Origin of the sequence: Pseudoalteromonas sp. A3 (assembly GCF_025942345.1) — a bacterium.
In the GTDB taxonomy this organism is placed as follows: domain Bacteria; phylum Pseudomonadota; class Gammaproteobacteria; order Enterobacterales; family Alteromonadaceae; genus Pseudoalteromonas; species Pseudoalteromonas atlantica.
In genome coordinates, this window is the sequence record NZ_JAPCKL010000013.1 from 41,999 (window position 1) to 66,913 (window position 24,915).

The 24,915-nt window shown below is 41.9% G+C and carries 15 protein-coding genes; 1 reads left to right on the top strand and 14 read right to left on the bottom strand.

Annotation, left to right across the window (positions count from 1 at the left end; genetic code table 11):
• Nucleotides 1–634: 634 nt before the first annotated feature.
• The 7 genes from recD to OIZ54_RS17355 form a co-directional block, all read right to left on the bottom strand.
• Entirely contained in the window at nucleotides 635–2,593 is a 1,959-nt protein-coding gene (gene recD / locus OIZ54_RS17325) for an exodeoxyribonuclease V subunit alpha (protein WP_264390921.1), read from the bottom strand.
• Nucleotides 2,590–6,153, bottom strand: coding sequence for an exodeoxyribonuclease V subunit beta (gene recB, locus OIZ54_RS17330; RefSeq protein WP_264390922.1), 3,564 nt, complete (start codon nucleotides 6,151–6,153; stop codon nucleotides 2,590–2,592). Before recB ends, recD begins: the two co-directional genes overlap by 4 nt.
• Nucleotides 6,140–9,442 carry an exodeoxyribonuclease V subunit gamma gene (gene recC / locus OIZ54_RS17335; RefSeq protein WP_264390923.1) on the bottom strand — a complete coding sequence of 1,101 codons (3,303 nt, stop codon included), beginning with the start codon at nucleotides 9,440–9,442 and terminating at the stop codon, nucleotides 6,140–6,142. Before recC ends, recB begins: the two co-directional genes overlap by 14 nt.
• Nucleotides 9,443–9,602: 160 nt before the next feature.
• Nucleotides 9,603–10,664 (bottom strand): alkaline phosphatase D family protein, encoded by a 1,062-nt coding sequence (locus OIZ54_RS17340; protein ID WP_064386492.1) that lies wholly within the window; start codon nucleotides 10,662–10,664, stop codon nucleotides 9,603–9,605.
• Nucleotides 10,661–11,788 carry an alkaline phosphatase family protein gene (locus OIZ54_RS17345; RefSeq protein ID WP_264390924.1) on the bottom strand — a complete coding sequence of 376 codons (1,128 nt, stop codon included), beginning with the start codon at nucleotides 11,786–11,788 and terminating at the stop codon, nucleotides 10,661–10,663. Before OIZ54_RS17345 ends, OIZ54_RS17340 begins: the two co-directional genes overlap by 4 nt.
• Before the next feature lie 101 nt (nucleotides 11,789–11,889).
• On the bottom strand, nucleotides 11,890–14,163 hold the full coding sequence (locus OIZ54_RS17350) for a TonB-dependent receptor domain-containing protein (protein WP_264390925.1): 2,274 nt from the start codon (nucleotides 14,161–14,163) through the stop codon (nucleotides 11,890–11,892).
• Between the two features lie 462 nt (nucleotides 14,164–14,625).
• Nucleotides 14,626–15,669 (bottom strand): alkene reductase, encoded by a 1,044-nt coding sequence (locus OIZ54_RS17355; protein WP_121637301.1) that lies wholly within the window; start codon nucleotides 15,667–15,669, stop codon nucleotides 14,626–14,628.
• A 368-nt stretch (nucleotides 15,670–16,037) separates the two neighbouring features.
• Here OIZ54_RS17355 and OIZ54_RS17360 point away from each other — a divergent pair, with 368 nt between their 5' ends.
• Nucleotides 16,038–16,430, top strand: a complete 393-nt coding sequence (locus tag OIZ54_RS17360) for a DUF2750 domain-containing protein (protein ID WP_004588808.1) — start codon at nucleotides 16,038–16,040, stop codon at nucleotides 16,428–16,430.
• Between the two features lie 55 nt (nucleotides 16,431–16,485).
• Here OIZ54_RS17360 and OIZ54_RS17365 read toward each other — a convergent pair whose 3' ends face one another.
• The 7 genes from OIZ54_RS17365 to OIZ54_RS17395 form a co-directional block, all read right to left on the bottom strand.
• Nucleotides 16,486–17,355: an alpha/beta fold hydrolase gene (locus OIZ54_RS17365; protein WP_264390926.1), complete on the bottom strand. Its 870-nt coding sequence runs from the start codon at nucleotides 17,353–17,355 to the stop codon at nucleotides 16,486–16,488.
• A gap of 125 nt (nucleotides 17,356–17,480) precedes the next feature.
• The gene (locus OIZ54_RS17370) at nucleotides 17,481–18,344 is read right to left on the bottom strand and encodes a universal stress protein (protein WP_024032571.1); all 864 of its coding nucleotides are present in this window, start codon (nucleotides 18,342–18,344) and stop codon (nucleotides 17,481–17,483) included.
• A gap of 84 nt (nucleotides 18,345–18,428) precedes the next feature.
• Nucleotides 18,429–20,417: a tripartite tricarboxylate transporter permease gene (locus OIZ54_RS17375; RefSeq protein ID WP_126006571.1), complete on the bottom strand. Its 1,989-nt coding sequence runs from the start codon at nucleotides 20,415–20,417 to the stop codon at nucleotides 18,429–18,431.
• Between the two features lie 74 nt (nucleotides 20,418–20,491).
• Nucleotides 20,492–21,604, bottom strand: coding sequence for a Bug family tripartite tricarboxylate transporter substrate binding protein (locus OIZ54_RS17380; RefSeq protein ID WP_024032569.1), 1,113 nt, complete (start codon nucleotides 21,602–21,604; stop codon nucleotides 20,492–20,494).
• A gap of 331 nt (nucleotides 21,605–21,935) precedes the next feature.
• Complete coding sequence (locus OIZ54_RS17385) at nucleotides 21,936–23,039, bottom strand: 4-oxalomesaconate tautomerase (protein WP_264390927.1); 1,104 nt, start codon at nucleotides 23,037–23,039, stop codon at nucleotides 21,936–21,938.
• Nucleotides 23,040–23,081: 42 nt separating this feature from the next.
• A complete protein-coding gene (locus OIZ54_RS17390; RefSeq protein WP_264390928.1) occupies nucleotides 23,082–23,264 on the bottom strand; it encodes a hypothetical protein in 183 nt (60 codons plus the stop codon).
• Between the two features lie 188 nt (nucleotides 23,265–23,452).
• The gene (locus tag OIZ54_RS17395) at nucleotides 23,453–24,778 is read right to left on the bottom strand and encodes an OprD family porin (RefSeq protein WP_264390929.1); all 1,326 of its coding nucleotides are present in this window, start codon (nucleotides 24,776–24,778) and stop codon (nucleotides 23,453–23,455) included.
• Nucleotides 24,779–24,915: the final 137 nt, after the last annotated feature.

A 24,915-nucleotide genomic window follows, 5' to 3' on the forward strand; every position in this document is an offset into this window, starting at 1 on the left:
TTCAATAGAGTCTTTTCTTATTATTTATTATATATAAACATAACAATAAACAACCTTGAGAACCATTAATAAAATAATTTTCTCTCTGCTTTAAACTTACAGCAGTATAAAACTAACTTTTCTTAAAAATTTTATAAATAAACCGGCTTTATAAAAAGAGTAAGTTCAGTATAAACTTATACTAATTTGCTAATTAAGTAAGCTATGCTGGGCTAGGGTGATTGCGTTAATAGTCAGACAAAAATTTATTCTAAATAAGAGTTTTACACAGCTAGAGATGCCTCCAATGAGTGCTGCGGGTTAGTTATACATATTGCCGTAGATGTTTCCCTATACAGCTTATTAGATGCAACTCATATTTCGCTTTTAAAAATCACCAAAGTTATAATTTATCGTAACCCCTTTTTTCTAAGTTAATTATAATTCGTTAGTAGCTGCGCTTATAACCAAACCAATCATTACTACAGTATTTTTGAATGATTTTAAGCCCATCAAACTGTTATGAAGATTAAAGTATAGAAGTCGCTATTTTTCTGATTCCGAGAAACATTAAATTTACTACTACATTTTTTAAAGCATTAACCCACATTATAAAAGGTAATTAGAATAAATAATCATCAGTAAAGTAAGTTAACTACTTTAGTCTTTCATACAACCCTGAGGCTCTTGATACGCTTTTGCTCATGGCCAATTGCAGTACTTTTTTATCGGCCACCAGCTCAAAGGTGTTTTTAGCACGTGTTATTCCTGTGTACACCAGCTGCCTATTTACGCCCATACTGGCGTGTTTAAGCGGCGGTAAAACCATAGCAGTATAACTAAACTCCGAGCCCTGCGATTTATGTATGGTCATTACATACACTTTATCGTGAGCAGGCAGGCGCGCGGGTGAAAACGCCCGAACCGTGTTTTGCTCATCAATAAATAACGCTTTTAACTGCCCGCTTTCATCGGGCATTAAAATACCAATATCACCATTAAACAACTTAAGTTGATAATCGTTTTGGCTCACCATAATGGGCATACCACTGTAATGGCGCTGGTTTGGGCTTACCGATATTAACCCTTGCTGCACAAGTGCGCGCTCAATGCGACTGTTTAAGCTATTTACGCCGTAATCACCCTCACGAACGGCCGCTAATAGTTGATATTGAGAAAACGCCGCGTGAACATCTGCAACACTAGCCCCTTGTGCAATTAAATTTAAATAATGAGCGTAATGCTTAGCAGCACTGTTTATTAATTTTTCTATGGGTTTTGCAACAAAGTCATAATCTAAAATAACATCGTTAAATTGCCCTTGTGTGCTTTGTTGCTCTACGTATTTTAAAATACCGTTATGGTTAGTATTAACCGCCAGCGCAAGCTGGCCAATGCCACTTTGTGCATCAAACCGGTAGCTGTGTTGTAAAAACGCAATGCAATCGGCTAGTTTAAATTCACTATGCCCAGGTGCCGCTAATTTAGCCTCTCCTTTAAAGCATAAAGCATTGAGCTCATCACATCGTGCTTGCGAGTAATTAGGCGTTTCACCCAATGCTAAGCCTTGGCATAAATCACTCATTACACTGCCGGTATCTACCGAGGCAAGTTGGTCTTTATCGCCAAGCAATATTAAACGCGCATGCGCAGGCAGTGCTTCTATTAATTTAGCCATGAGTGATAAATCAACCATGCTGGCTTCATCAATAATAAGTACATCTAAATGCAGCGGGTTGGTGCTGTTATGCTTAAATTTATTAGTAAAGGGTTTAACCCCTAAAAGCCGGTGAATAGTTTGTGCGCTATCGGGAATTAAGGCCTTTATATCCTCAGGAATATTTTTAAGTTGCTCTTTTGCACCTAAAATTGATTCACTTAAACGGGCTGCCGCTTTACCTGTAGGCGCCACCAGTTTAATGCTTAAAGGTGCGCTTTTATAAAGCGACTGTAAAATAGCTAATAGCTTAGTCACGGTGGTGGTTTTACCTGTCCCTGGCCCGCCCGTAATAACGCTAAAGCCTTTTGTTGCGGCAATAGCACAAGCTACTTTTTGCCAATCAATCGCAAGTGCTGAATTATCAACAAAGTAGTCATTTAATAATTGGCTGAGTAACTGGGTATTTATATTTAAATGGCGCTCACTCATCGCAAGTAAACGTGTAGCTAAGGTGTGCTCATAATCAGCTAGGCGCGCAAAATAAAGCCGTTCGTTAAATAACTGTAAGGGTTTGGCCTCGCCTACACTGTTATGGGCACTTAAACAGCTAAGCGCATCGAGGTAGTTAAAGGCTTCATTAAAAGGCGATGTAATATTTGGTACATTGCCCTCGGTTTTAGTAAAGTCGCTTTGGCGTAAATTAAACGGGTTTTGCCAGTCGACTTCTTTTAATGTTAAACAGCTATGTTGGCTTTGCTGTGCTAAACACAGCAATAACACTATATAAAACACGTCGTTTTGCTGGTTGTCGCACAGCATTAAGGCAAGCTTTACATCTACCATTCTTATGCGTTTTTCATCTAATAAGTAGTCAAGCAGCTCCACCGTATTTAACGGTTGGGCAGGTGCTGGCGGCTCATCAAACAGGCTTTGCTGCATAGGGTAGTCACTCATAACATGGCTCCTTGGCTAAATAAGCCATCTAATAGTGTGATTTGCTCTGCACTAAGCTTATTAAAATACACCCCTTTGCCCGCCGGCATGCCGCGTAAAAAAGTATAGTAAACCCCGCCTAAATGGGTTTCTATTGCATAATCACTAATGCGTTGTTTGAGTAATCGGTGCAGCGCAACGCTATAAATTAAATACTGTAAATGATACTGATGGCTATTCATGGCTTGCTCTAGCAGGTCGCTTTCATAGTCAGCGGGCGTATTACCTAAGTAATTAGACTTATAATCTAAAATATAATACTTCCCTTGATAGCAAAAAATTAAATCTATAAATCCCTTTAACAGGCCTTTTACATGAGAAAACTCGAGTTTGCTTTGGGTAAAACCAAAATGCTTAACCAGTATTTCGTTTAATTTAGGCGCGCTTAAACTATCTAAAGGTAAATTAAATTCCATTTCGACTAGGCAGTCTGTCGGGGCTAATTGACTTAAGCTTAACCCCTCATTGTTTAAGGGGCAGATTAACGAATCAAGCACCCATTGCTCGGTCACGTGTTGCCAGCTTTCGCTAATATGGTATTTATCCAGCGCATGTTTTACTACCTCTGCTAAATTTTGCTCTGGATTTGTAGGGTGTACTTGCGCACTGGTAAAGTCTATTTGCTCAAAAATCTCATGCAAACAGCTTCCGGGCTTCGCCCCCTTGGGAAAACTGTAAGGCGATGGTATTTCATCTTGGCTGTTAGCAAATTCATCTTTTTCATGATCTTCATCGCTGCGCCCAGGCTCAATATGATCGGTGTGCTTTTTAAAGCTCAGCGCGCTAAAGCTGGTTGCTCGCCAATCTCGCTCTATGTTGGCCGTAACCGTATTAACTCTTAACGCTTGGCTTTGCTGCACTGCGCTATTAAGTGTTAATTGGCCTTGTTCGGCCAATTGCTCAGCCGCAAATTGCTGATAGTGCATTTCGGTGTGAGCGTCGCAAAATTCACTTAAGTGGGTACGCCACGTTTGGCTACTTGTAATCTCAAGCCCTGCAAATAACACATGCCCTAATGCACTACTTTGTATAGCCAAGCGGCTACTTTGCCCTTGCCCTATGTTATACACCCCAAGCGCACAAAAATGTACCGCGCGGGTAAGGGCAACATAAAGTAAGCGTAAGTCTTCAGCTAAGCGTTCTTGCTCGGCTTGTGCTAAGGCGTCTTCGTTTTTACTTAAATCGTAAACTAGCTGGCCGTTTTGGTGATAAAGCGCTTCTTTAGTTTCGCGATAGCCACTGGCAAAAGGCATAAATACCAGCGGATACTCGAGCCCTTTTGAGGCATGCATAGTCACAATTTTAACTAAGTTGGCGTCACTCTCTAGGCGTACTTGCACGGTTTCGCCATCTTGCTGGCTAACCTTTTGTGCAAACCAACGCAGCAAGCGCAAAGTGCCTTCTAGCTCTATTTGCTTTTGCTGCAGTATTTCACCTAAGTGTCTAAAGTCGGTTAACCAGCGCTCAACGTTATAGCCAAGCCCTTGCCACTTAGCGCTCAGCTGATTATGACTTAACAAACGCTCAAGCATCGCCATTGCGCCTTGCTTGTTCCAAATATGGCTAAGTTGAGCAAAAAAGTTTAAGTGCTCTTGCCATTTATTTTCATCATCAGCAAGGGCGTAAATTTCGTTGTAGCTTAAACAAAATAATGGCCCGGCTAATACGCCGCGCAGTAACGACTCGTTGTATTGGCCATGCAATGCCGTTAAAAAGTTAAGTAAATGGTGGCTAAGCTCTTGGCTAAAAACACTGTCGCGCGATAAATACACGCTAGCAATATTGGCATTGCTCAGTGCTTTTTTCATTATTTGCGCTTCTACACGGTCGCGCACCAATATACAAATATCGGCAGCGGTCACCTTATGCTTACCAATGCACGCTCGCCCTTGCTCGGCTTGCTCAAGCAATGTCACTATTTTATTGGCAAAATAGCTGGCCAAATGCCCTTGCCCAACGCCTTTGCTGGTGGGTTTGTTTTTTTCATCTGCAGCTTCATCTACAAATACATTAAATTCAAACGCGGTGGCAGGTTTGCCATCTATTGTAAATGTTTCATCGGCTTTTTTGCCTTTTGCTGCTACTGCGTTAAACGGTATGGCATCGTTATAAATAAAGCTATTGGCATGTTTAGAAAACAAACTGTTTACACTGCTTACTATATCGGTGCTTGAGCGAAAATTAGTACCTAAAGTAAATTGCTGCTCAGGCTCTACCGACTCTTTTGCGCCAATATAGGTAAAAATATCTGCGCCCCTAAAGCCATAAATAGCCTGTTTTGGATCGCCTATCATGGCAAGCGTCGTTTTTTCTTGGCCATATATTTTGCTAAAAATTCCGTACTGAATCGGATCGGTATCTTGAAACTCATCAATCATGGCAACAGGAAATAGCTGCGCTATTTTTTGCGATAAAGCCTCGCCCTGCTCGGCATTTAAAGCACTGTGTAAATTAGTCAGTAAATCATCAGGGGTGATCACACTTTGCTCTTGCTTGCGTTTTACAATTGCCTGTTTAACCCACCGAGCTGCGGTTTGTACAACGGCAATTTTAAGGCCCTGATTAATTTTAGTATTAAGTGCACTGAGCTCATCAAACAGGCTAAGCAGAGGGTGGCTAAATAATGGCTGATTTTTTTTATAATTACTGGCATCACTTAAGTTTTCGCTGCTCCACACCTCAAACGAGTATTTATTGGTGCCAAATTCAAAAAATAACTCATCACCTAAACAAAATCCTTCAAGGGCCGTTAAACTGCCTTTTCGCCCAGGTGTTTTAGAGCCACTTAAACCCGAGCCCTTTATTGCAGCTATAAACTCTTGCTCCAGCACTGCTTTTTTAAAAGCGGGTACTTTAGCAATGTACTCATCGCGAGCTTTAAATACGTCATCTAAGTTTATTTGCGGCACTATGTTCGCATTGGCTTTATTTAGCACACTACTAACTTGGCTAAATAGCGATTCAGGGGCTGCAAACACCTCTAAAATAGCATCAGTGCGTTCTTTATTAAGTGGGTATACAAAGGCGCGCCAAAAATCCTTAATTGTGTCGAGCAGTATGTCGCGCTCATCTAAAATAAATTCAAGATTAAAAGCAACGCCCGATTCAAACGCATGCTGCTTTAACATGCGTTGGCAAAAACCATGAATGGTAAATATAGCGGCTTCGTCCATAGATTTAGCGGCGGCATCGAGTAAATCAAAGGCGCGATGTTTATCATCTACTGCGGCTATTACACCTTCTATTAATTCATCATTTGGGTTTTGGCCAAGTAATGCATCGCGCGCAGCAATAATACGGCTACGTACGCGGTCTTTAATTTCTTGCGTTGCAGCATCGGTAAATGTCACCACCAATATTTGCTCAACGCTTAACGGGGTGTTTATCTCCCCTGGTATTTGCAAGCCTAATAAATAACGTAAATAAAGCCCGGTAATGGTGTAGGTTTTACCTGTACCCGCACTGGCTTCTATTAAACTTTGCCCTTTTAACGGCATTGTTAGCGGGTTAAGCGCTTGCATGGTCACTCTCCTTTGCATGTGCATGTAATGGGGAGAGTAATTTTTCGCTCCACTTAATAAATTCTTCTTGGCAGTCATTGAGCGATTGCACCGTTAAACGAATATACGGGTTTTCGCCCTCGCCGCGCCCTATGTATTGTGGGTTAAACTTGCTAATGGCTTTGCCAATATCGCCACCACTTTTAACGTATTCATAGCCACTTACCGGATAAAATGCCACAGGCTCTTTGCGCAAGGCTTGGTATAACGAAAACCAATCACTGAGTAAGGCATCGGCCTCATTTTTACTCAGTGGTGCAAAGCTAATTTGCTTATCGAGCCCCAGTAAAAGGGTTTCAACATTTTGCTCCATACTTTGTGCAACAAGATGATATATAAAGCCCTTAATTAAATCTTTGGCCTTTATACTGGCACTTCGATAAAACACTTGTTTTTGAAGGTAAATATGATTAAGCCAGCCCTCAATGGTGGTGTTTTCTATGCGCAAAGACACCTCAAGCGGGTCGGTTTTGCCGCTTTTAATATGCTCTTTTACTTGCCCGGCTAGTGCATCTACTCGGTGCGCCATGCTCTCATACACTAAATTGCCCACATTGGCTTGTGGCAGCTCCCCCCGTTGCAATATTTGCTCTGTACTTAAAGGTTGCTCATTAATGTTGGCTTGCAGTATTTCGTCTAAATAAAAGTAGCGGCGCAGCGCATCTAGGCTAAAAGGCTCTTCATCTTTTGCTACTTCGTTAAATTCAGGTAGGCGTAAACCTAATGTTTGCTGGTAAAAGCTCTCTTGTGCGTTGCACACACTGCGAATAAATACATCAAGCTCTAATTGCGCGGGCGCTGTTACATCAATGGCTGTTAGCGGCTGCGCGTCTATACGCTCGCTTGGCAGCCAAATAGGATTAAAACTGTGATTACTCAGCTTAGCCTCAGCTTCACTGTCTGCTGTGTAATACGCACGATTAAAAGGCTGTAAGTGCTGTTGATTAATTAAACACTCAGGCAGCGTTTTTTCGCTGTCATTTGCTAACGTAAAGCTGCGGCCTATGTACTCTAAAAGCTCGCTTACTAAGGTCGAGGGCATACGTGGTTGATTGTCAAAACACGAGCGGCCAATGTAACTTATGTATAAATTTTCGCGGGCACTCAGGAGGGCTTCTAAAAATAAGTAGCGGTCATCTAATTTACGTGAACGGTCACCTTTTTGTTTTTTAGAATACGGCACTAAGTCAAACCCTATTGGCTGCACCGTACGTGGGTAATCGGCATCGTTTAAACCAAGCATACACACCACTTTAAACGGCACGGCGCGCATAGGCATTAGTGTACAAAAGTTAACTTGCCCCACTAAAAAGCGCTGCCCTACGCCTTTTTCTTGAATGCCTTGTTTTATCAGGTAGCTTACAATTCGTTGCGATACATGTTTATCGTAATCGCCATTATCGTGGTGCTTTTTAAGCTCCTCTAAAACATTTTGCAGTACCAGTAAATCCCAGCTGTCTTCGCCCTCATTGTAATAAATAGCATTTATTAGCTCAGATAAAATATCCGCTTTATTACTAAGAGTATCATCAGGGGTTAGCTCATCTTTAAAGCGCTGCAGTACATCAATAAAATGCACCAGTTTATTAAGGGTATCAAGCGCCATGCCCTCTACTTCATCGGCACTATAAATGCCGTTAAACGGGCATTGTTCATCGCGCTGGGCTATGCCTAGCAGTAAACGGTTTAAACCATGCTGCCAGGTATTTAAATCTATTGCGGGTAAATCAAAGCTACTTTTGTGCTCAGCATTTATACCCCATTTAACCCCTACACGCTCAAGCCAATATTGAATTTGTTCGTACTCGTGCGCCTCTAGCGCAAATTTTTCGGCAATTTGTGTTACTTGCAGTAAATCAAGAATATCCGAAACACCAAAACGCGAAAACGGCAAATTGGCTAAGCTGGCAAACGAGCTCAGCACCGGTTTTTCTTGCTCTATAGCTAAATCGGCCAATGCATAAGGAATAAAGCGACTGGTGTTTTGCGCGCCGCCAAATACCGCTTCAATATACGGGCTGTACGTACCTACATCAGGCATCATTACAATAATGTCTTTAGGAGTGAGCGACGGGTTTTGATTAAACAAAGTAAGTAAATAGTCGTGCAGGCGCTCAACCTCTCTAAGCGGTGTGTGGCAATCGCTTAAAGTAATGCTGGTGTCGGTGTCGCTAATGGGCAATTCGCCCTCATCATTTATAAACCATTGCTTATTATCGGTAAGCGACTCACCTTTAAATGCCAGTTGGTAAATCTCGCTTTGAATTTGACCCAGTAGGCTATCGTCAAACGCATCTATAAAGCCATCAATCCAACGCGCATCAAGTTGTACGAGTTGCTCAAAGTAGTCGCGCCCTAGTTTTCCCCATGACGATAAAAGCGGATTACCTATAAAGTAGTATTCTTCATCAGGGTTAGTTTGTTTTTTTTGCTGCGCTTCTAAAAGCGGCATTTTGGCGTATTTGGCATTTATTTTGGCTGCTGTTTTTTCATCAACCACATCGCCCCAATAATGCTCGCTAGGATTAAAAAAGAATAAAAACACCTCTGTTTTTTTGCTCAGGGCTTCAAACACCTCAAGCTGCGAGCTCGCAATCGCTGATATACCAAATAAACTAATGCGCTTAGGTAGTAAGCTATTATCCATATTCTCAAGGGCGGCGAGTAGCTGCCCTTGCATATTGGCACGATGAAATTGGCTTTGTCCAAGCGCTTTACTGTGCGCCACCAGCTTTCGCCATAAATCGCTTTGCCACGGAGCAATGCTTACATCAACATCGTCAAGTTCGTCTTTGCCGCTATCCCAAGTGGCAATCCAATGCGGGCGGTACATTAAATATTGGTCGTACACATCGGCAATTTTTTCACACAGGGCAAAGGTTTTTTGCCCGTCTAGGTCGCCCTCTAAATAGGTTTTTAAGGGCAAATAAAGCGGTTCATCAATACAGCTGGGCAGTATTGCAAATAATTTCCAAACAAGGTTAGGCTTATTAAATGCCGACTCTTTAGGTACATTGGGCAGTAACTGCTGATATAACTGCCATATAAAGCTCGATGGCAGCGGAAAATCAACCTGCGCGGCTAACCCTAAGTTTTCGCTTAAACCAATTTTAAGCCACTGCGACATACCCGGCGACTGCACTAATACCACTTCTTTATCGAATGGGCTTTGCAACGGGTTTACTTTTAATAGCTGATTAAACTGAGCCTGCAGCGCTTCCATACGGTTTGATTGAATAATATTGAGCATACAACTGGAGTCCTTACTTGAAGTAAAACCAGTTTAAGATATTTTCATTTATAGGGGTAGCGCAATCAGCAAATTGGCACTAATAAATCAGCGGGTTAGCAGGGAGTTTAAACGCACAGCGTTAATTTTAATCACTGTGCGTTTTATTGCTCAGGTCATTTTATTTATAAGGGCTAATGCTTGATAAGCTAAATGCGCTTTGCATAATCACTTTACCATCTATCCCTTTTAGCTTAAGTGAGATGGCCGGATCTGCTTGTTGCCAATCTATGCTTAAATCGCCGTAATTCACATTGTGGGTGTAATCACCTACACGATGTTTATTTGGGCTTACGTCTTTCCACTTTTCAGTGAGGCCTGAGCTGGTCATTTCTATTAAAGGGTAATCAAGGTTTTGTTGATACTTTGATATTTCGCCCCAGTGCGTATCGCCACTGATGATAATAACCCCATTCACTTGATGTTTTTTAATTAACGCAAATAAACGGTTACGATCCTCTGGGAAATTAGCCCACGACTCCCACCCTGTAAAATCGGGTAATAACTGCAAGCTTGAGGCAATTAGCTTTATAGCCGCAGGCTTTTTAAGCTCTTGCTCAAGCCATTGCCACTGCGCCTCACCTAGCATAGACGCGCCTTTCACCTCTGTTGGGCTATACGGGCCTTGGTTATTAAGCTTACGCTTAGTGTAATATTCAAGTTCGCTTACGTGGTTAAGTGCATCACGGTTCCAGCGTAAATCGGGCATTATTACGTGTACGGTTTGCTCATCCTCACCATACATATACGACGTGTAAATGCCATCCGTGCGGGTGCGCCTGGGTGAGCTTTTAGGCTCGCCCCAAAAGTCGAGCATAATTTGGCGAGACTGCTCTTTATGTGGGTAGTCTTTACCAATATCGTTTTGACCAAAGTCGTGATCGTCCCACATCGCAATGATTGGCGTATTCGCTTTTAGTGTTTTAAAGCCTGGTTTTGCACCTAATTTTTGGTATTTATTAGCAAGTACCGTCATATCGTTGGTGTCGCCGTAAATATTGTCACCTAAAAATATAAATAAATCGCCCTGCTCTTTATTAATGGTGTCAAATATTGGGATGTCTTTATCTTGATGCCCACACGAGCCAAATAAAATTTTTGAAGGGGCTGCCATAGTATTTGCGCTAAACGCTAACCCTAATGCTAATACGGCGTGTGTAATAGGTTTTACTAACTGCTTCATTTTAAAATCTCACTTATTGGCGATGCCATGTTTGAATTTAGGTGTTTAGGGTTTATACCCAATGCGCTTAAAACAGTGGCTGCAACCTGCGCTTGTTTAAGCTCATTTTGTGTTTTAATTAAGCCGTGCCCTTTTATTGCAGGGCCAATGGCAGCAAGCCAAATATGCTCAGAGCCGACAATGCCCTCAGGAAATTTATTACCCGCTAAATGCAGCTCAGCCAACGCACGTTTAGAGCTATGATGTTGCCAGTCACTTGCACTGCCCCCGCGGCCGTGGTCGGTGGTAACAATAAGCGTTGTATTGTTTTTATAGCCCGGTGTAGTTTGAATTGTGTTCCATAAGTCTTTTATAAACGCATCGCTTTGCCTTGCAGATTTTAAATACTGGTCGTAATGGCCATCGTGAGCAAAGTCATCGGTTTCACCTAAGCTAATAACTAATAAGCGCGGCGTTTTTGCCAGCATATACGCTTTAGCAAATCGGTAAGTAAAACTGTCTAAGCGTACGTTTTCCCATGGGCTTGGAATTTCATTTTGCAACGCGTTTAAAAGCTTAGCATCGGCAAATAAATCGTTTTCTATGGGCATAAAACCCGCATTCACATACACGTTACTACGCTGAGTATTCACAATGTAAGGAAATACATCCCAGCTCCCAAACAAAGCGGTTTTACCTTTAAAGTCTGCACGCTCATCTAGGCGCTCTAAAATGGTTTTATTCGCGTTTAATACTTTATTGTTGCTATTAATTTTTTCATCTACTTCGCCGGTGAGAATTTCGTTATACCCAGGGTATGAAAAATACCAAGGGTTGCTCACCGACATATTAGAGCCCTTTGCTCTATCACCTACAATTACGCCCTTTTTAGCCACATGCTGAGTTAAAAATGGCATGAGTAATTGCTGGCGCTTATTGGCGGTAGGCGCCCAAAATTGCTTATTTAATTGCGTTGGGTTTTTAACAAAATCGGCATTATTAATGAGGTTTTTATCTGCGCCGCTAAACACCTCTTGCCAGCGCACACCATCAAGGGTCACTAGCACTACATTTTGCGCTGCGCTCGCGGTATTGCTGATTAATACAATGATGCTAAATACCGTGGCTTTTATAATTGAGTTCATAACTACTGTGTACCTAATTACTGTGTACCTAATTACTGTGTACCTTTAACAAAAAGCCCATCAAAGATGGGCTTTTAATTATTTACTGTACATTATGGCTATTAAAACGTAGCCGATAACGTCAGTGCTGCTGTACGTGGTGCACCAATAAAGTAAGTGCTGCCATTGCCCGTACCACCCGCTAAATAGCTTTTATCGGTAACGTTATAAACAACAAAGGCAACATCAATAGCTTTAAATGGTCCTGCGTTTATATCGGTTGCGTAACCTGCGTTTAAATCAACCACGGTATAGCCATCAACTTCGCCACGCTCACCGGTGTATTTAGCCGATAAACCAAAGCGGAAATCACCGCTAAAGTAATCGGTCGATAGCACAAATAAGTCATCTACTGAGTCTATTACTTTTTCACCGGCTTCAAACCCGGGTGCATCGCCTTTGTACTCTGAATCATTATTCGTGTACGAGCTATATACACTCCATTGTGGGCTTAGCATGTAACTTGCCGACAGCTCTAAACCTTGCGATTCAATACCCCCTACGTTTAAGTAAGTGCCATTTGTACCTATGGTGTAATCAATACCGCCGGTGTCACTACCTGGGGCAATAAACGTAATACGGTTATCAAATTCAATTGAATACGCTGTTGCGGTCAGGTTTAGCGCGTTATTTTGATAACGTACACCTAAATCGATGTTTTCAGCGGTTTCAGCTTCAATGGCTGATAAATCAGAGCTGTCGCGCTCAAGCACCCCGTCTTTAATAGCAGCAAAGTTTTCGCTGTAGCTGGTAAATAGCTCGGTTGAGTTATTTAGCTGATACAAAATACCACCACTAAATAACACATCAGAGTCACTATTAACTTTAGCGGTTGTGGCATTTTGATAATGGTCGTACTTTTCAATATCAACAAGGTACTTTTTAACACCTACGTTAAGCGTGAAATCGCCAAGGGCCATTGAATCCTGCGCGTACCATTTAAGGGTGTCGGTCTCAAAGGTGTTTTTATACTGGGTCCAGTATGGCGTGCTATCAAAGTGATGGTAAATGCTGGCATTAATTACTTTGTGCCAATCGCGAGACTCGTCACGGTCGCTTTGCTCATACCAAAAACCGGCTTCTATATCGTGCATGCCAAACGTAGCTTGGTAGTTGGCAGTAACCCCTAAGCGGTCTTTTTTGTAATGCGTATGACGATACGACATTACAGGTATTGCCGTATCATCGTAACATGCTGGGTTTAAACCAGGACCCGACTCCCACGGCCAGCTTAAACTTGCCGTACACCCTTCGTTTGGTGCAAGTGCGTTACCTGCGCTATCTACAAAACCGTAAGAGCCTGCGTTAGTGCCGCCCTCTGTGGTTGGGTTGCCGTTTTCATCTACTGGAGTTGTTAAATACGGTGGGATCCAATCGCCACGGCCCGAGTTTTTATGATAATAAGGGCTCACTGTAATAAGCGATGTTGGCGAAAGCGCATACTCAAACTTTAAATACGCTAGTGTATTTTCACGCAGTGTACCCCAGCCCTCAGCAAACATTTGGTCGTAATGTGGAACGCCTGTCCAGTTCCACGTTAACTGATCCCACTCTGGCGTTTGTTCAAATTGCGCAAGACTTACACTGTTGTAGTTAGTCTCGCTTACATCATCGTAAGATAAACGCCCTGTAATTGTTAAATCAGCAAGCGTTGTTACAAATTTAAGCTCTGCGTGTTGATTATCTTTTCCGCCGTTGCTACCCGAGCCAATCCAGCGGCTAGTATCAGTTTGCGAGTAACTTACATACGCTTGTGTATTATCAAATAAAGTACCCGTTTCGTGCTTAACGTAAAAGCGGGTCGCATCGTGGCTACCCGAGGTGTAAGCAAAAGTGGTGCTGCTATCAAGACTTGGCGCTTTACTTACAAAGTTAAATGTACCGCCTAGTGCCTCAAGCGATGCCGATTTAATATCTGAGGTGCCTTGGCCTACTTCTACAGTGGCTAAATTTTCAGTGTCTAGGTAACGGTTTGCTTTAGCGCCACCACCATAGTTTGAGCCACCGTTAGGAATACCATCTACGGTCATCCCTAATTGCTGTTGGTTTGAGTCAATACTAAAACCACGCATAGTGATTGTGGTAGACCAATCATCGCCACCAAATGCATCGCCTTCGTTTATGCTAATGCCAGGTAAGTTATCGATAACCGATAACACACTCGAAACCGTTGTTTGTTGATCAAGCATTGCAGGCTCAATCACATTATTTGCGTAACTGGTTGGTTTTGCAGTAACGGTTATTTCTTCTATTTCGTTGTCATTTGCATAAGCTGACGTTGATACAGCCATAGCAATTGCCATGCTCAAAATCGATTTATTAGTTAAAGCGTACATTGTGATCCCGTTTGGTTTTAATTATCTAAAGTAATTATGAAAGCGGGCACAGTATGATTTCGAATTATGACAACAAAAATGAAGTTTATTTACAGGGGTGTTAAAAAAATGTGGGGTTTTTATGGCTTTGTTATGTCATTTGTAAGTCAGCCTAAGCACAAAAACCTAGGCTGGTTTATATATAAATACTAGGGCGTGTTGATCTTTGCGGATTGAAATTTGTTCAATCTAGGGGTGATTAAATCGCGGCACGAGGTTTGTAACCTAGTGGGCTAAGTAAAAACCGAGTAACAAAGAGTTTATCGCCCCTAGGCAGAACCCGAAGGGCAGCGCATGTTTGGCATTTATGCTGCGTTATCGCCTATTAATGGGGAGTAACCACACTTCATAGGCTCTGCCTTGCCTAAAAACCAAACATACTGCTGCAAATTCAAACGCCAAAGGTCAACACGCCCTAATTAATTAGAATAGTTTAGCTAACATCTCGTCACTATAAGCAACAAGTTCTTCATTATTAGCCACTTTACTAATGTAATCTGGATTAGCAATAAATGGACGACCAATCGCAATTAAATCAAACTGGTCATTATTTATTGCTTGTTTTGCATCATCAAAACTATAGCTACCTACCCCTACAAGGCTGGTTTTAGTGTTAGCGCGCAAATACTGCGAGGTTGTTTTACCTTCTAAAGAGTCAAATTGAGTGCTGTCATCAAAAATACCGCCATGAATGTAAGCCAGTTTTTTGTCATCTAGCTGCGCTAATAAATAATCAAATACCGCTTTATCACGCTTATCTTCTTCCATATTAAAATAAGCACCTGGCGATAACCTAATTGCCGTACGCTCATTACCTACTGCATTAACAACTGCATCGGTCACTTCTATTGCAAAACGCGCCATATTTTCAGGTGTTTGGCCATATTCATCAGTGCGCTCATTTGCAGCGTAATGTAAAAACTGATCAATTAAATAACCATTTGCGCCATGAATTTCTACACCATCAAAACCAGCTTCAATGGCGTTTTCGGCCGCTTTAGCAAAGTCGGCTATCAGTGAATTAATATCCTCTTTAGTGGCAGCTTTTGGCGTAATGTACGTCAGTTCACGCATACGTGGTACAGAGCCTTCTACACCAATTGCCGATGGCGCTAATACTTCGCCGTCAAAAAAGTGAGGGTGAGCAACACGGCCAACATGCCAAAGCTGTGCAAACATTTTACCGCCGTTTGCATGTACGGCGTCGGTTACTTTTTTCCAACCTTGAATTTGCTCGCTGGTAAATAACCCCGGTGTATTTGGGTAGCCCTGTGCATCTGGGCGAATGATAGTGGCTTCGCTAATAATTAAGCCGGCATCGGCACGGCGCGCATAATATTCGACCATATCTTGCGTAGGTACTAAATTATCATCAGCCATACAACGGGTTAAAGGCGCCATAAAAACGCGATTTTTAAGTTCAAGTGAGTCGTTTAATTTATACGGAGCCAGTAAATCTGTGGTCATTGTTAAATCCTTCATTATGAGTATGCATATGAGATGCGGCCTTTTTAACAACATTCAAGGGCAATTTTGAATGCTCGCTCAAAATATACTTAGGGAGTACCAAAACAGATCTGAATTACAAAATTAAATAACCTGAACTCTGGTTAAGAGATTTACTAACATATTTTATCATGATGATAGTTAAGCTTATTTTCTCTAGCCAGAGATTTTCAGTAAATTCAACGCAGTTAGCGCTTAAAATAGCTGCTAGTGATAGATTTATTATCCAGAGTTCAGGTTAAATAATAATTTTTCAACACACTGTCACATAACTCGATATACTTGTAACAGTAAAATTCAAATTTGAAGCAATAAAGAGTGAGCCAATTATGACAACTGCAAATGCGACTGAAGAACAAACCGTAATTTTAGGGCTAGGGGCAAAAAAACGACTCGCTTTTATGTTTGAAACCGTACAACAGTACAAACAAGTATGGATTTTAAACGACGATGATGGCTGCGTAATGCTTGCCAACGAAGATGACGACTGTGTACCAGTATGGCCAACCCGCGATTTTGCACAAGCTTGGGCCACGGGCGAATGGGAAGGCTGTACACCAAAAGCCATTCCGACTAAAGATTGGTTTAGCCGCTGGACACCCGGCCTTGAAGAAGACGACTTACTGATTGCGGTGTTCCCTACCGAAGAGGACGACGGCACGGTGCTTTTTCCTGATGAATTTGAAAGCCAGTTAAAAATTCCTAAAAAAAGAAAGTACTAAGTAGCCAGCATCACGTTATTTAGTTTATAAACGCGGCCTAAAATAGCCGCGTTTTTTATATCTGCTTTCTAAAATTTAAATAAGCCTCGGTTATAGCCTTGGCATCTTCTATTTGTGGGTAGTGCCCAAGTTCAACAAACCCTTGTACGCGCGCATTAGGTATTGTTTTTTTATAGTGCTCAAGCATGTGTTTACCCGATATTGGGTCTTGCTCACCTGCAATAAACGTAAGTGGTATATCGCTATTCATCATTGCCCCAACCCAGCGCTGTTCGTTTTGTTTTCGCTGTGTAATATATTTAATTAGCTTGGGCATCACACGTAAACCCTTGTTATAAATTAACAACGCCCAAAGGGTATCAATTACCATAGGGGCTGGTGGCGTGTTTTTGCCAAAAATAGTGATTAAATTTTTAGCAAACTTTTGTTTGCTCATTAGCTTAGGTACTAGCCAACCAAGTTTTGAAAGTAGCAGCTTTTGGATAAATAAAGGTTTATGTATGTGTGGAAATAACCCGCCATTTAAAAAGCATACACTGTGTATGCGTATGTCGCTTTGAGCAGCAACTTGCCTTGCTAATAGCTCTTGAGCCACGGTATCACCATAATCATGAGCTAATAGGTGTACATTGGTAATATCTAAACGCTTTAAAAATTGCGTGTATAAATCCGCTTGCTCTGTAATGTTATAAGCCGCATTTATTGGTTTATCCGAAAGGCCAAAACCCAGCATATCAAGTGTAATTAAAAAGTAGTGTTTTTTGAGCTCATCCCACATACCTTCCCAGTCCCAGCTTGCACTAGGAAAGCCGTGTATCAAAAGGAGAGCGGGGTTATTAGCATCCCCCGCTGTTTGAGTAAAAATTTGCTTGGCATTTATATCAATAAACTGCCCGTTTGATTGCCACTGTGAAAGCGTATACATAGGCTGCTACCCATTAACTTTTATTATTGTAATGGTTAGTTTTATCACATTGAGCTTTAATAAAAAGCCGATATTGAACGTAAATATCGGCTTTTGGGTAAAATTTAGTTTTTAAGCTTTAAGTGTTATCGCGCCATAAGTATTGGCAAGGTGGTGTTTGCTAGCATGTAGTTAGTCATACCACCAAAAATTTGCTCATGGATTCGCCTGTGAGTAAATGCGCCCATCACCACTAGATCAGCGTTATGCATTTGCGCTACCGACATAAACGCTTTAGCGGTCGATTGCCTGCCATTATTAAATGTTACAAACTCACTTTTAATATCGTGCTGAGCTAAATATTTAACCACTTCATGGCCGTTTGGCATTTTATCGGCGCTACTTGCGCTGGTGCAAATAACAACCTTTTTAGCCTGTTTTAAAAGCGGTAAACTGTAAGTGAGCGCACGCGATACCTCGGTGCTGGCGTTCCAGCCAATCACCACTGTTTTTATATCAAAGTGGGTCATTTGCCGTGGTACCAGTAATATAGGTTTACCACTTCGCATTACCGATGCCTCAAAGGTCGAGGTTGATTTACCACTTTTAGACTGCGGAATAATAATTAAATCAGCAACTTTGCCTTGCTCTGCAATTATTTCGCTGCGCACACCTATATTAATATGCCATGAAGCGCTTGGGTGCGTGGGATGCTCTGCGCTGTCGTCAGTGTATTTAACTTGCTGCTGGGCACATAAACTAACAAATTCGGTTTTTAAATTTGCCGATTCGGTTGTTGCAAAGCGCCCTGCTACAGAGTCTAACTCTTTTACCAATTTAGTTGGTAAGCCAAGCTGCCCTGTTGGCAAAAAGCGTTTTGGGTCTAAGTGCGTGTGATAAACATCAAGGTGCGCATTAAAATACTTAGCAACGGCTAAGCCCCCTTTTAAGCGCTCTGTTACATGCCCACTTGTAGAAAGCGGCATTAAAATAAGCTTAGGTGAAATCATAATTATATCCTTCTTAAGCCAGTGCCTTTTAGAGCGAATGTAAACCGTGCTAAGCGCTGCTTGTTTTGCTTAGCACGGCGGCGTTTACAGCTGCGTAAAGCTTGCCACTTCTTGTAGGTAACCGCTTGGTAAATCTAATACCATAAAGTGCGATAAAGTGAGTAAAAATGCCAACGCACACACTGTCAGTGTTAATGTTCTAGCAATTGATATACGTGCTTTTACAAGTAAAAATATTATGAAAAACAACGCTATCGAAATCACATAGCCCAGTAAAAAACACCCAGCTAATAAGCCACACAGCCAAAATACATAATGCCAAAGGCCAGTCACGCTTGAGTCGTTTACATACCCCGCAGAGACCTCATTATCGTAATTTACAGCATCGTCTACTTTATTAAGCAGCAGCTTGATCAGCACAACTGCAGAGAGTATTAACATGAACGAGCACACCACGGCAGGAAATACTCCTCCTAAAAATGTGCGTTGGAACGAGTCATACAAACCGTATGCAAACACTAAACAAACAAAGCCAGAAAACGCGATTTGTGGTTTAAGATTAGTTGGTTTTACCTCAGCATTAGCCGTGTTTTTATTGGCTTTTTCTTTTTTAGCTGCCTTAATAGAGTGGCGTGCTGCAAAGAAAATAGAAAGCGCGGTTAATGCACCAATAATAATCACACCCGGTTTTAATAAAAACTCTATGCCGTCAAACTGAATAGCTTGATAAAGGTAAGTTTCCATGCCGCTTGCCAGTACAAAGCCAATTAAAAATGCCGGACGCGGCCATCCAAAGCGCTTCATTAATACGCCTAAAATACCAATGCCAATAAGTGCGACTAAATCTCCTAAATCACGGGTTGCCTGAAACGCCGCAAAAAAGATCACCATAACCATAAATGGTGCCATGAGCGTGTAAGGAATAGTTGTTACCTTTGCTACCCATTTAGAAATTAGTAAACACGCGCCCGCGCCAATTACATTAGCAAGTGCCAGTGACCATACAATGGTGTAAGTAACATCAAGGTCAGTGGTGATCATCGCAGGGCCTGGCTCTAAACCAATTAATACCATACCACCTAAAAATACAGCCATGCTGCCAGAACCTGGAATACCAAATAATAAGGTCGGAATTAAGCCACCGCCTTCTTTGGCATTATTTGATGACTCAGGGGCAATAACACCGCGTATGTCGCCTTTACCAAAGTTTTCGGTGTCTTTAGAGGTTTGTACTGCATGACCATAAGAGATCCAATCAACTACGCTGCCACCTAGGCCAGGTAGTGCGCCAACAACACAGCCAATGGCAGCACAGCGCGTAGCTAGCCATTTATTTTTAACAACATCTTTTACGCCTTCAAACCATCCACTACCCAGCTCAGAAGCTTCTGAAATAGAGCGGTTTTGACGCAGTAAATCGATAATTTCAGGTAATGCAAATATACCTAAACCAACAACCACTAACGGAATACCATCCATAAGGTAACCGTTATCAAATACCATGCGGTACTCACCGGTTGCAGGAGCACCGCCAAGTGAGCCTAAACATAAACCTAAGCCACATGCGCTTAAGCCTTTTACTAGGCTATTACCGGCCAATACACCCACCATGCTTAAACCTAGCAAAGTAAGCATAAATAATTCGGCCGAGCCAAACGCTAAAATAACGGGGCGGGCAATCAATACAAACAGCGTTAAAATAATGGCACCAAAAAGACCACCAAATAATGACGAAGCAAACGCTGCTGAAAGCGCACGCGCTGCTTGACCCTTTTTAGACAGTGGGAAGCCGTCAAGCACTGTGGCTTGTGAGCCACTGGAGCCTGGAATACCCATTAATACAGAGGTGAAGGTGTCAGAGGTTGGAATAACCGCGACTAGGCCAATAAGCATAGCAAGCGCTGAAATTGGGTCCATACCATATAAAAATGGCAGTAATAACGATAAACCCGCTATGCCGCCTAAACCCGGAAAAATACCAATCAGCAAGCCTAAAAAAACGCCGCCGCATAAATACATTAAGTGTGTGGGGGTAAGAATAGTTTGTAGCGCAATTAAAAATGCATCTAACATACTGCTCTCCTTAGATTCAAAAAGTGGCTCACTAAATGCGAGCCACTGTGTGTACAACAAATCAACATGGTTTTTTAAAAACGCGCGTTGTAGTTTTCGGTTAGGTAATTTCTTACCCATTGTTTGTCAGTTTCAGAAATTGTCAGTGCTGAGCTCAGTGTGTTTACTGCATCTTCGTTTACAAGTTGTGGGTATTGGCCAAGTACTAATTCAGACTCTTCTTTAAAGTTGTCTTGATCAATGACGCGCTGTGCTGCATTGCGCCACTCTGCAATAACGTCATCTGGGGTGCCTTTAGGTAAAAACAGTCCTTTTTGCGCGGCAAAACCGGCTACAAAAAAGGTTTTCCATACGTTGTATTCAACGCCTGTTGGCTTTTTACCATGGATCATTTCGTATACTTCGCCTACGTGTGGTAAGTCAGGAAACGTTGGGTCGCGTACAATTTTGCCTTCTTTATTAAGTACGCCAAACGACATAAGCGGAATCGCTTTACCTTCATCAACTAGCGGCTGTACTTTTTTTAAGTAGGCAGAGGTAGTTTGAAAGTCGATATCTACCTCGCCACGTTCAAACGATAAACGCGCACTACCACGGCCCTTCATACCAAAAATGGCGTGAATGTCTAAATCAAGCATGTCGAAGGCTAATAACCCAACCAGGTCCATTGACGCAGCGCGTTGGCTACCAAATTTAAGTTTTTGACCCTGCAATTTGGCAAGCTCTGATGCGTTTTTAATACCCAGCTCTGGGCGCACATATACCACCGCACCTGTCGGTGTGGCCATAATTACGTTCCAACGTTTTACTTCGTATCTAACGCGTGAGTCGCCAAGTAAGTAAGGGATTTGTGTAGAGGCAGAAGTACTAAATACATTTAAGCCATTTGCTTTAGCGCGGCGCTCAAAGCGGTTAGCGCCTTTGGTAGAGCCACCACCTGGAATGTTTTTAACCACAACCACAGGTTTACCATTTAAATGCTGAGAAAAACGCGGACCAAAAAAACGTGCCCATGTGTCAGAGCCGCCACCTTCTTTAAAAGGCACAACCCACTCTACTCGCTCACCATCAAAGCTTACTTCGTCGTTATTGTTTGCATAAGCTGAGCTGATACAAGTGCTTGCTGCTAACACAACAAGCATTGCTTTTAGTCGATTAGGTGCAAAAGTACTTAATTTAATCTTCATAATTTGACCTCTGTTATTCGCTGCAATTATTTAAATAGGTCCTAATAACGTCATTGCATCTATTACGTAGATGAAAGTATTTCGTTAAAAGAAGTTAACAACAGCTAGACTAATAGCCGAAACTGTCATCTACCTGTCATCGACGCCAAACTATCCATTAATTTAAAGTTATTTATAAGGCATTGTTTTTAAATAAAAATAAATTTAGTTTTATTTATTTAAAGCATAAAAAAGCGATAACAGACAATCTGCTATCGCATTTTCGGTTGGTTTACTAAGGCTTAACACCAATTCGCTTAATTAAGTGAGCTATTTTGCCCATTGGTATAAGTTAAGCTATTTTGCTTTCATCCCATACTTTTGCAGGTATGTGTACTTCACCTTTAAATAACATTCTGGCTGTGCGCATTAACCCCGCCGATTTTATATCTAGCGTGTCGTTTTCAAAGCGCCCCTCAAGGAGTAAATCTATTTTACCGCTTGGGTGTTCAACCACTATATTTTGCTGCTCTGAGCTTTGTGGCGTAATTAAGTCGTACGCTACACTGCCTGGCAACATGCAACTAACACTCACGCAAATTGCCCCCGTTACAGAATGGCTGATATGGCAATTTTGCGGCACAAAGTAGCGCGAAGTTATCGTACCGCCAAATTGCGGCACCGACAGTAAGCCGACTTTAGGAATGACTTTTCCGGTTGCATCGCCAAGGCCCATTTTTAGTGACGCCTGCAGGCGAATGCTTTCTATTTTTTGCAGTAACTCTGTATTTGCATCAAGCTCTTGTTTAGTTTCAGAGCCTTTTACACCCAGTGATGGTGCAGGTATTAGTACCATTGGCATGGCAGCATCGACACAACTTACTTCTACGTCATCAAAGGTATCGCGTACAGAGCCTGTAGGCAGTAATTCACCGGTTTTAGTGCCACACACATCAAAAAACTTAAGTAAAATAGGTGCCCCAGAGCCTGGTACGCCATCAATAGTGGCATCGCCTTCGTACTCAACAAATCCGTTAGGCGTTTGTACAACAACTTCAATAAGGGTATTGGTATTTACATTTTTAACCCGTACCGTTGTTTCACCGTCGTTTGCAGTAACCAATCCGTATTCAATTGCCAGTGGTGCTGCACCAGATAAAATATTGCCACACGAAGGGGTTATATCGACTTCATTTTGCTCAATAGCAACTTGCGCAAATAGGTAATCAATGTCTGCATCGGGGTCGGTTGAGCGTGAAATAATGGCCGCTTTACTGGTTAGTGAGTTTCCTCCACCTACGCCGTTTACTTGCAGCGGGTCGCCTGAGCCCATTGCTGCAGTTAAAATTTCTTTGCGTTTATCCCACTCTCTCGGTAAATCGTTGGCTAAAAAATAAGTCCCGCGAGACGTTCCGCCGCGCATAATGACACAAGGTATTTTTTTTTGAATAGTCATAATAATCCAGCTTCTAAATCAATTTAAATGAGCAGTAACGGGTTAGTTATTACTTAAAATAACCACGCACTCTTGCACTTGCTCTTGCTTACTTTGCAAAGATTGAGGGGCAAAATTAGTATTACTTATTGCACTAGCAGCCGTGGCTGTTTGGTGGCTATTTGCACGAAAGTGAATGGCTCTCGGCGTAGGTTTTAACTGAGGTGTAGCGTGTGTTGAGTTCATCGTTTCGCCCTTTCAATGCAATTAAAAACAAGTAACGTCGTTATCAAAACGTTGCCCTTTTTTAAGAGTAAGGAGCCAAACTGTCACTAACCTGTCACGAAATAAAAATTGATTAAAAAATAACTTTTAAAAATTAAAAAACGCGCAGCATTTTCATGCTGCGCGTTAAAAGCCAATCGAAGGGGCGTTTAAAACTTAATAGTGTAATCTACATATACACGGTGATCTGCTCTGTCTCCTTTTACACCATCAACACTGCCGGTTTCATCTGTGGTGTAATCTAAAAATAACCAACGTAGGCTTAAGCCTTTTACAGCCGCTACTTTGTAGCGTGTATCAATGGCCCAATATTTTTCATCGGCTGTGCCACCTGCTTTACCTAAGCTTGAATTTTCTGCATCGCTGCCGCTGGTGTAATAAAACTTTGTGGTTAAACCCGGTGCCACTGCTTTTAGATCAACACCTAAGCGAGCCTGCCAAGTTGACTCATTTTGGTTTGTTAAATCGGCACCAATTAATGAGCGCGTGGGAAACGGGTTAGTCCCGTGATCGCCACTAAAGTTATCTTCAATCCAAGCATCGTTCACCTTGGTAAATGCGGCGCCTAGTGTCCAAATATCTTTTTTCCAATTGGCATCTAGGTAATAGGCAAAACCATCGTTTTCACTTTTAGTAACGCCTGAAACCGCACCTATTGCATCTTCATCATCTAAATCGCCACCCTCTGCGCCGGTTACAAATAAATCGCCATCGTCTTGTGAGGTAAATACGCCACTTGAAAGGGTTAACTTACTTTGATCGAGCTTAATAGCGTAACTGCCTTTAAGTCCAAGCTTTGATAAGTAGTCATGGGAGTTTAAATACTCCGCGTCTATTTTTAGCGCGTCTTTTTTGTAGCTTGCGCCCACACCCCAAATAACACTAATTGCGCCGTTATCTGACTGGTCGGTAGAAAAACCTTCCCACTTGTCGTCGTGGCGGCGGCTCCATTTATCGTAGGCGTAGCCATATACTTTGGTATTACCAAACTTGTAGTCACCAAATACACCTCTAAAAGTATTGGGAATTGCGCGGCTACCCGAGCTTTTTAACAACATGCTTTTGGTTTTTTGCCCGCCTATTTTTACATGGCCATTGTCGCCAAGTTTAACGTCGATAAAATATTGACCAAATTTAGAAAAACTATCGTCAACGCCGCCTTTTTCATCCCCTGCGGGTAAAATATTATTTTGTGCGCTGCCGGTTGAGTTGTAATTAAGTACCGTATAAGTAGAGACACCCATGCTAATTAAGTCATTAAAATAGCCCGATTGATAATTGAGCTCTATGCCTTGTGCAAACGTTGAGTCGTCGCTGGCGTCGTTATCGTAATCGCGGTCAAAGTAAATTGACCTTAGCTTAATATTAAATTCGTCTTGCTCTGTAAGCCCATTAAAAGAAGCGTACGAAGGAATAGAAACACAAGTTAATACTGCGCCTGTTACTGCAAATATTTTAGAGAACCGTTGAGCCATAGTTGTCTCCGCTACCTTGTTTAATTAAATTTATAGTTGTGTGTAGTGTGTATCAGTTTATTCATGTTGCAATTTACACGGCAAACCTGTCACAAACCTGTCACAAGATAATTACATTTTAGGCAATTGTATTTTTT